5 protein-coding genes, 1 tRNA gene and 2 rRNA genes are annotated in these 6691 nt (G+C 58.4%); 6 read left to right on the plus strand and 2 right to left on the minus strand.

Going from position 1 to position 6691, the window contains the following annotated elements:
* The 5 genes from A3728_RS18675 to A3728_RS18695 form a co-directional block, all read left to right on the plus strand.
* A 23S ribosomal RNA gene (locus A3728_RS18675) occupies nt 1-778 on the plus strand; the annotation flags it as partial.
* A gap of 99 nt (nt 779-877) precedes the next feature.
* Nucleotides 878-992 (plus strand): 5S ribosomal RNA (rrf, locus tag A3728_RS18680).
* Nucleotides 993-1045: 53 nt separating this feature from the next.
* A tRNA-Met gene (locus A3728_RS18685) sits at nt 1046-1122 on the plus strand.
* Nucleotides 1123-1488: 366 nt separating this feature from the next.
* Nucleotides 1489-2889, plus strand: coding sequence for a selenium-binding protein SBP56-related protein (locus tag A3728_RS18690; RefSeq protein WP_067927344.1), 1401 nt, complete (start codon nt 1489-1491; stop codon nt 2887-2889).
* A gap of 3 nt (nt 2890-2892) precedes the next feature.
* Nucleotides 2893-3552: a hypothetical protein gene (locus tag A3728_RS18695; protein ID WP_067927347.1), complete on the plus strand. Its 660-nt coding sequence runs from the start codon at nt 2893-2895 to the stop codon at nt 3550-3552.
* 60 nt (nt 3553-3612) lie between these two features.
* On the opposite strand, the gene A3728_RS18700 is transcribed toward A3728_RS18695, so the two are convergent.
* Nucleotides 3613-4503: a LysR family transcriptional regulator gene (locus tag A3728_RS18700; RefSeq protein ID WP_067927349.1), complete on the minus strand. Its 891-nt coding sequence runs from the start codon at nt 4501-4503 to the stop codon at nt 3613-3615.
* Between the two features lie 125 nt (nt 4504-4628).
* Between A3728_RS18700 and A3728_RS18705 the strand changes: the two genes are divergently transcribed.
* On the plus strand, nt 4629-5555 hold the full coding sequence (locus tag A3728_RS18705; protein ID WP_067927353.1) for a sulfotransferase domain-containing protein: 927 nt from the start codon (nt 4629-4631) through the stop codon (nt 5553-5555).
* On the opposite strand, the gene ligD is transcribed toward A3728_RS18705, so the two are convergent.
* A partial coding sequence (ligD, locus tag A3728_RS18710) for a DNA ligase D (RefSeq protein ID WP_082858017.1) occupies nt 5552-6691 on the minus strand: 1140 nt, incomplete at its 5' end. The genes A3728_RS18705 and ligD overlap by 4 nt on opposite strands.

The raw sequence follows: 6691 nt of genomic DNA on the forward strand, positions 1-6691 counted from the left end.
TGTGCAGGATAGGTGGTGGGCTTTGAAGCGTGGACGCCAGTCTGCGTGGAGCCTCCCTTGAGATACCACCCTTGTTCTGCTTGATGTCTAACCGCGGTCCGTTATCCGGATCCGGGACCCTGTGTGGTGGGTAGTTTGACTGGGGCGGTCGCCTCCTAAATCGTAACGGAGGCGCGCGAAGGTTGGCTCAGAGCGGTCGGAAATCGCTCGTTGAGTGCAATGGCAGAAGCCAGCCTGACTGCAAGACTGACAAGTCGAGCAGAGTCGAAAGACGGCCATAGTGATCCGGTGGTCCCAAGTGGGAGGGCCATCGCTCAACGGATAAAAGGTACGCCGGGGATAACAGGCTGATACTGCCCAAGAGTCCATATCGACGGCAGTGTTTGGCACCTCGATGTCGGCTCATCTCATCCTGGGGCTGGAGCAGGTCCCAAGGGTACGGCTGTTCGCCGTTTAAAGAGGTACGTGAGCTGGGTTTAGAACGTCGTGAGACAGTTCGGTCCCTATCTTCCGTGGGTGTAGGATACTTGAGAGGAGTTGCCCCTAGTACGAGAGGACCGGGGTGAACGATCCACTGGTGGACCTGTTGTTGCGCCAGCAGCAGTGCAGGGTAGCTATGATCGGACAGGATAACCGCTGAAGGCATCTAAGCGGGAAGCCCCCCTCAAAACAAGGTATCCCTGAGAGCCGAGGTAGACCACCTCGTCGATAGGCCAGAGATGTAAGCGTAGTAATACGTTCAGTTGACTGGTACTAATTGCTCGATAGGCTTGATTTGATCCAGTAGAAGCAAGATTGATCTTACTTTTCGGATACAAACAGAAGCATACACAGCACGTTTAGCGTGCTGACTTGGACAGTCAGAGGTTTTTCATGGTTTGGTGGTCATAGCGCGAGCAAAACACCCGATCCCATCCCGAACTCGGCAGTTAAGTGCCGTCGCGCCGATGGTACTGCGTCTTAAGACGTGGGAGAGTAGGTCACCGCCAAACCTAGTAAAACCTCTGATAATGTATCTCTCTTCGATGATCACACAGAACACTGTCGCGGGATGGAGCAGCCCGGTAGCTCGTCAGGCTCATAACCTGAAGGTCGTAGGTTCAAATCCTACTCCCGCAACCAAGTTTCGCGATTAAAGCCGCACCCGATCGGGTTGCGGCTTTTTTTCTGTCTGCAAGACCCAGTAATTTGGCCACTTTATCGCCGATCTGGCATATGTGGCCTGCGGTCCCTAGAGCCCATCAACTCTCCCAAACGATGAGTCCCGGCTGCGGCCTGAAAGCAATGCCGAGGAGCTCGCGTCGCCAACCTATCCGCTACAAGCCTGAGGTTTTCGCTTTCGTCGCTCGGCCGCACAGTAAGCCCAATCAGGCATAAATTCTGTGCAAGCACCTCCTCAGAAAGTTTTGTTTCACGAAAACCGCAGTCTGTGGCACATTTGTTCCGAGTGGCGGGTTTCAACACGTCACCTTTCTGGGAGGAGCCAAAATGAACCTTAGACCCGACCCCACATTCTATGCCACGCCCAAGATTGCGATGGAGGCCCCGGCGGAGACGTTGGCGTTTACGTTGATGCTCAGTCCCGACGGGTCTCAACCAGATGGGCTGGCGGTTGTCGATGTCGATCCGCAGTCAAAGACCTTTGGCGAGATCGTACATCAGCTCATCATGCCGAACAAAGGCGACGAGTTTCATCATTTCGGCTGGAACGCCTGTTCCTCGGCGCTTTCCCCATTGACGGGGCATGCCTTTCTGGAACGCCGGTACCTGATTATCCCAGGTATTCGCTCGTCCCGCATCTACGTGATCGATGTGAAAGAGCCGTTGAAAGCCAAGATTCACAAGATCATTGAGCCGGAAGAAGTGTTCGCGAAGACGGGGTATTCGCGACCGCATACCATTCATTGCGGACCAGAGGGGATATACGTGTCGACCCTTGGCGGACGCGGCGAGGACGGCACGGACGGGCCGCCGGGTATCTTCATCATGGATTGCGAGACCTTCGATATTCTGGGCCGCTATGAGATGGACAGGGGCGAACAGGACAAGCACTACGATTTCTGGTGGAATCTGCCCCGCGACTACATGGTGAGTTCTGAATGGGGCCTGCCACCGCAATTCGAAAACGGGATCGTGGCCGAGGATCTGCTGTCGAACAAGTACGGGCACAAGATTCACTTCTGGAACCTGCGCGAGCGGAAAAACGTCCAGACCATCGATCTGGGCGAGACCCACCAGATGGCGCTGGAGATCCGGCCCGCGCATGATCCGGCGAAGGACTACGGCTTTTGCGGGGTCGTCGTCGACACGACCAATCTTCAGGGCGCGATCTTCACTTGGTGGCAGAAGGACGACGGCACATTCGAGGCCAAGAAGACGATCACCATCGATCCACGCCCCGAAAAGAAGGAAAACCTACCCCCGTTGCTGCAAGGGTTCGAAGCCGTGCCGCCGCTGGTGACCGACATCGATCTTAGCCTCGACGACAAGTACCTCTATGTTGCCTGCTGGGGTCAGGGAGAGATGCACCAGTATGATGTGTCCGATCCGATGAATCCAAAACTGACCGGCAAGGTTGAGGTCGGCGGTATTGCCCGAGGGGCCAAGCATCCGAATGGCAAACCCTTCGCCTACGGTCCGCAGATGGTCGAGATCAGTCGCGACGGCAAACGGGTCTATTGGACGAACTCGCTCTACTCCACATGGGACGATCAGTTCTATCCGGACGACGAAGGCGGCCAAATGGTCATGGCGAATGTCGGTGCGAACGGGGGCATCGAGCTGGATAAGGATTTCTACGTCGACTTTCCGAAGGGCTATCGGAGCCATCAGATCCGGCTTGAGGGCGGCGATTGCTCTACCGATAGTTTCTGCTACCCGTCAGTTTGACGGGTGAACGATGTTGAAACGACGACGGCCCTCTGGTGGGTCGTTGTCTTTTCCGGGATTTACCACGGGGTGAACCCCGGTATGGGCTGGCCGCTGGCGGTATCAGCGGCGTTGATGGAACGGGCCTCATCCAGTCTTTACCGGGCGCTCGGATCGCTGGCGCTTGGGCATCTCGTGGCCATGCTTGCGATCCTATTGCCGTTCTCGATTCTGTCTGTACTCATCGAATGGCATCGCGAGTTTCAGGTCGCTGCCGCCTGGCTGTTGATCGCGGTCGGCATCTATCTTTTGATGAACAGACGGCATCCAAGGTTTCTGGCGCGGGTGCCGCCGTCACAACTGGCGCTCTGGTCCTTTCTGGTGGCCTTGGCGCATGGTGCCGGGTTGATGCTGGTTCCGGTTTACCTTGGAATTTGCTGCATGATCGAAGCGGATCCTGCGCATGTCCCGGTCTTGGGCGTCATGGGTGGAATTGTCGCCATCGCAGTTGCCGTCGCGCTGGTTCATACCGTCGCGATGATCGCTTCCGGAGGGGCCATCGCATATGGTGTTTATCGTTGGATTGGCCTCAAGTTCCTGTCAAAAGGCTGGTTTAATCTCGATGTGGTCTGGGCGCTGAGCCTGGTGGGAGTGGGGGTGATCTCGCTCATGACATTGCATTGATGTGCAAACGTGGGTTTTTGTGAGGATTATCTCGCGCCCCAGCCATTCTCCCCCTTTCCTTTATCTGCCCAGCCGCCGATCCTGCCGGATACGGGCGGCGGCGTAGGCCATGAAGCTGCGGATGCGAGGTTGCAGATAGGCTTCGGGGGCCGCCACCAGCCACCACGGGCTGGCCATCTGGGGCAGTGGTGAAAAACATCGCACCAGTCCCGGGGTTCCGTCTCCCTCGAAGACGTTGAGCATCCCGACACCCATTCCCGTCCGCAATACGCCCGTCATGTTGGAAACGGTGTTGCTGGTGGCCACGACCTGCTCCCCCCGCACATGCGACATGAAGTGGATCGAAAAGGGCTGCATCGATGGGGCTCCGCTGTAGGCGACCACTGTATGATCTGCCAGATCTGCAAGGCCGCTTGGCCGCCCGTGGGTGGCCGCATAGCTTTCGGAACAATAGACGGTCCATGGGATATCGGGCAGCCGCTGGCCGATCAGCGTGTCGCCAAGCTGTACCTCGCCTGCGCGGAAGGCGATGTCGGCCTCGCCCCGTTCAAGGGCCAGCCGGTCCTCGGCTGAAAGGGATTCGAAGCGCACTTCGGGGTGGGCGGCGCGATAGGCGGTGATCAATCGGCTGACCACATGGGTCATGATGCTTTCCGCAGCCGTGACCCGGATGACGCCGGTCAGATCACGGGTCAGGCGCTCTGCCTCAAGCTCCACTTCCTTTGCGGCGGCCTCCACCGCTTCGGCCCGCGCTACAAGGGCCGCGCCCTGCGGTGTCAGCGCATGGCCCCTCGTGCTCCGCTCGAACAGACGAAGCCCCAATCCGCGTTCCAGCGCCTGAAGTCTGCGGCTTACAGTCGTCTGGTTCACGTTCAGGGTTCTGGCCGCAGCCAAGGTCGAGCCTTCGCGCTCGACGGCAAGGAAGATACGCAGGTCACTCCATTCGTACATGGCAGCATTATAGCGCCATTATGCGTTATCGCAGAATGGTTCTTCTTTTCGCCGGATACGCAGCGCCCGGCGGGGCTGGCATCATGAGGTTGTTCACCAGCCTATTGCCGGAAGGGAATAATCCAATGAAAAACCATGAATACAACGCTGCTCATAAGCGTCCCATCAAGACGCGTGACATCCACAACCACCATATCGACAGTACGTTCTGGGAGGACGTCTCCTTCCGCCCGGACGACATCGTGATCGCGACCTACGCCAAGTCGGGCACGACATGGATGCAGCAGATCGTCGGTCAACTGATCTTTGACGGGCGCGCTGATGTTGCGACGGCCGAGCTTAGCCCTTGGGTCGATCTGCGGATCCCGCCGCGCGAGGTCAAGATGCCGGAAATCGAGGCACAGACCAATCGCCGGTTTCTCAAGACACATCTGCCGGTCGACGCGCTCATCTTCAGCGATCAGGTAAAATACATCTATATCGGCCGCGACGGCCGTGACGTGATGTGGAGCATGCACAACCACCATCTGAACGCCAACCAGCTTTGGTACGATGCCCTGAACCAAACCCCGGGCCGCGTCGGTCCGGAGATCGAGCGCCCATCCCCCGACCCCGTGGAGTATTTCCGCCACTGGCTTGCGAACGACGGAGCGCCTTTCTGGCCGTTCTGGGAAAATGTCCGCAGTTGGTGGGCGATACGTGACCTGCCGAATGTCCTGATGGTCCATTTTGCCGATCTCAAGGCGGATATGAGCGGTGAAATCCGCCGTATCGCCGAATTTCTGGATATCGAACCTTCGGACTGGAACGTGATCGAAGAGCATTGCAGCTTTGACTGGATGAAGGCGAATGCCCCCGCCTGCGTGCCGCTTGGAGGTGCCTTCTGGGAGGGCGGCGCCCGGACGTTCCTGCATAAGGGCGTCAACGGGCGCTGGCAGGGTATGCTGACAGAGGCGGATAACAGGGCCTATGAAGAGCGCGCTGTTACCGAATTAGGCGAAGATTGTGCCGCTTGGCTGCGCAAGGGACGTCTGAGCGGGTCGTCGGCCTAACCCTCATCGGCAAAGGCCGTTTCAAGGCGTTCTATCACCTTATTCGAAAGCGTTGCGGGCTCGGGGTAATGCCCCGGGTCCTTCAGTTTGATCGCTTGGCGAAGGTCTGTGGCGTTCGCCCGCTTTGCTTTCTTCAACCCGTTCCAAGTGGTGGGAACCGCGGCAGGCGCGCCGGGTTTCGCACGCAGGGACCATGGGCTGATCGCGGTGGAGCCCCGATCGTTCCGAAGCCAGTCGATGAAGATCCGCCCCTTGCGTTTGGCTTTCGACATGGTGGCGGTATAGGTTTCCGGGCTTCGCTGCGCAGATAAACCGGCGAAGGTGCGCGCGAAAAGCGTGACGGTTTCCCAGGTAGCGGTACGGCGCAGAGGGACAGTGACATGTATGCCCTTGCCACCTGTAAGCAGGGGCCATGAGGGTAGGCCGAGATGATCAAGCCTGTCCCTGATGTCGAAGGCCGCATCGCGGACTGCGGCGAAATCCAAGTCTTCGTCGGGGTCGAGATCGAAAACCAGGCGATCCGGCCGGTCGAGCCGGTCTCTCCGCGCGCCCCAGATGTGGAATTCCAATGTGCCCATCTGAACGGCACCGACCAAACCGGCGGTGTCTTTCACGTACATATAGTCCTTTTCCTTGCCGTCACTTTCTTTGACCGGAACAGCATGGATGGCGCTCGGAAACCCTTTTCCGGCATGTTTCTGAAAGAACCGCTCCCCATCGAGGCCTTCGGGCAGGCGGACGAGCGAAAGGGGCCGGTCCGCCGCGTGGAGAAGCATGCGCTCCGCAACAGCTTCGTAGTATCGGGCGACGTCCAGCTTGGTGATCCCGGCACCGGGATAGACCTCGCGCTCGGGCGAGCTGATGGAGATACCTGCGACTTCGGTCTGTTGATTTTCCGATTTCTTCAATGACACGACGGGAACCTCCATCTTCACGTCTTCGGCGGCCTTGTCCTCTCTCAGCCCAAGGAAAACGGCATGGCGAAGCCGCCCGTCTTCGGTGAACTCGGCAAACCGCACCTCCGCCACCAGCCGCGGGGTAAGCCAGCGCATCCCCCGGACGTCTTCCTTCGGAACGTCCGCGGGCGGTGTCTTTCGGGAAAGAGGGGCCATGCGGGCGGCGATTTCATCTTGCGT

The sequence above is a fragment of the Sulfitobacter sp. HI0040 genome, assembly GCF_001634885.1.
GTDB lineage: Bacteria > Pseudomonadota > Alphaproteobacteria > Rhodobacterales > Rhodobacteraceae > Sulfitobacter.

Coding starts and splice junctions, on each gene's coding strand:
- A3728_RS18700 (WP_067927349.1), bottom strand. CDS start 4,503: ATGTACGAATGGAGTGACCTGCGTATCTTCCTTGCCGTCGAGCGCGAA.
- A3728_RS18705 (WP_067927353.1), top strand. CDS start 4,629: ATGAAAAACCATGAATACAACGCTGCTCATAAGCGTCCCATCAAGACG.
- A3728_RS18690 (WP_067927344.1), top strand. CDS start 1,489: ATGAACCTTAGACCCGACCCCACATTCTATGCCACGCCCAAGATTGCG.